Here is a 230-nt window from a genome sequence, read left to right as displayed (position 1 = left end):
CGACCCCGAAACGGATAATCGTCGGAATGCGTTGTCCGCCAAACGCTGGTGAAACCGACAGCTTAGCCCCCTCGGCAGTGCCGTCGAAAAAACCGGCAGCGCAAGTCCCCTTTGGGTGACTTGGACGATAGGTCCGGATCGGACCGTGGACACCCTCAAAGGCTTCGATCACCTGCCTCGGTGTGGGTGCCTGGGCGACGGCGGGCGCGGCAACCCCAAGGCTGAGCACG

Annotated in this window: 1 protein-coding gene; it reads right to left on the bottom strand. The window is 63.5% G+C overall.

Annotation, left to right across the window (positions count from 1 at the left end; all coding sequences use genetic code 11):
- On the bottom strand, positions 1-230 hold a 230-nt coding region (locus AC0IW9_RS32205; RefSeq protein ID WP_471652336.1), incomplete at both ends, for a hypothetical protein.

The sequence above is a fragment of the Belnapia sp. AC561 genome (genome assembly GCF_979252845.1).
Note: the sequence above shows the minus strand (reverse complement) of the source record. Positions and strands in the feature narration are given on the sequence as shown.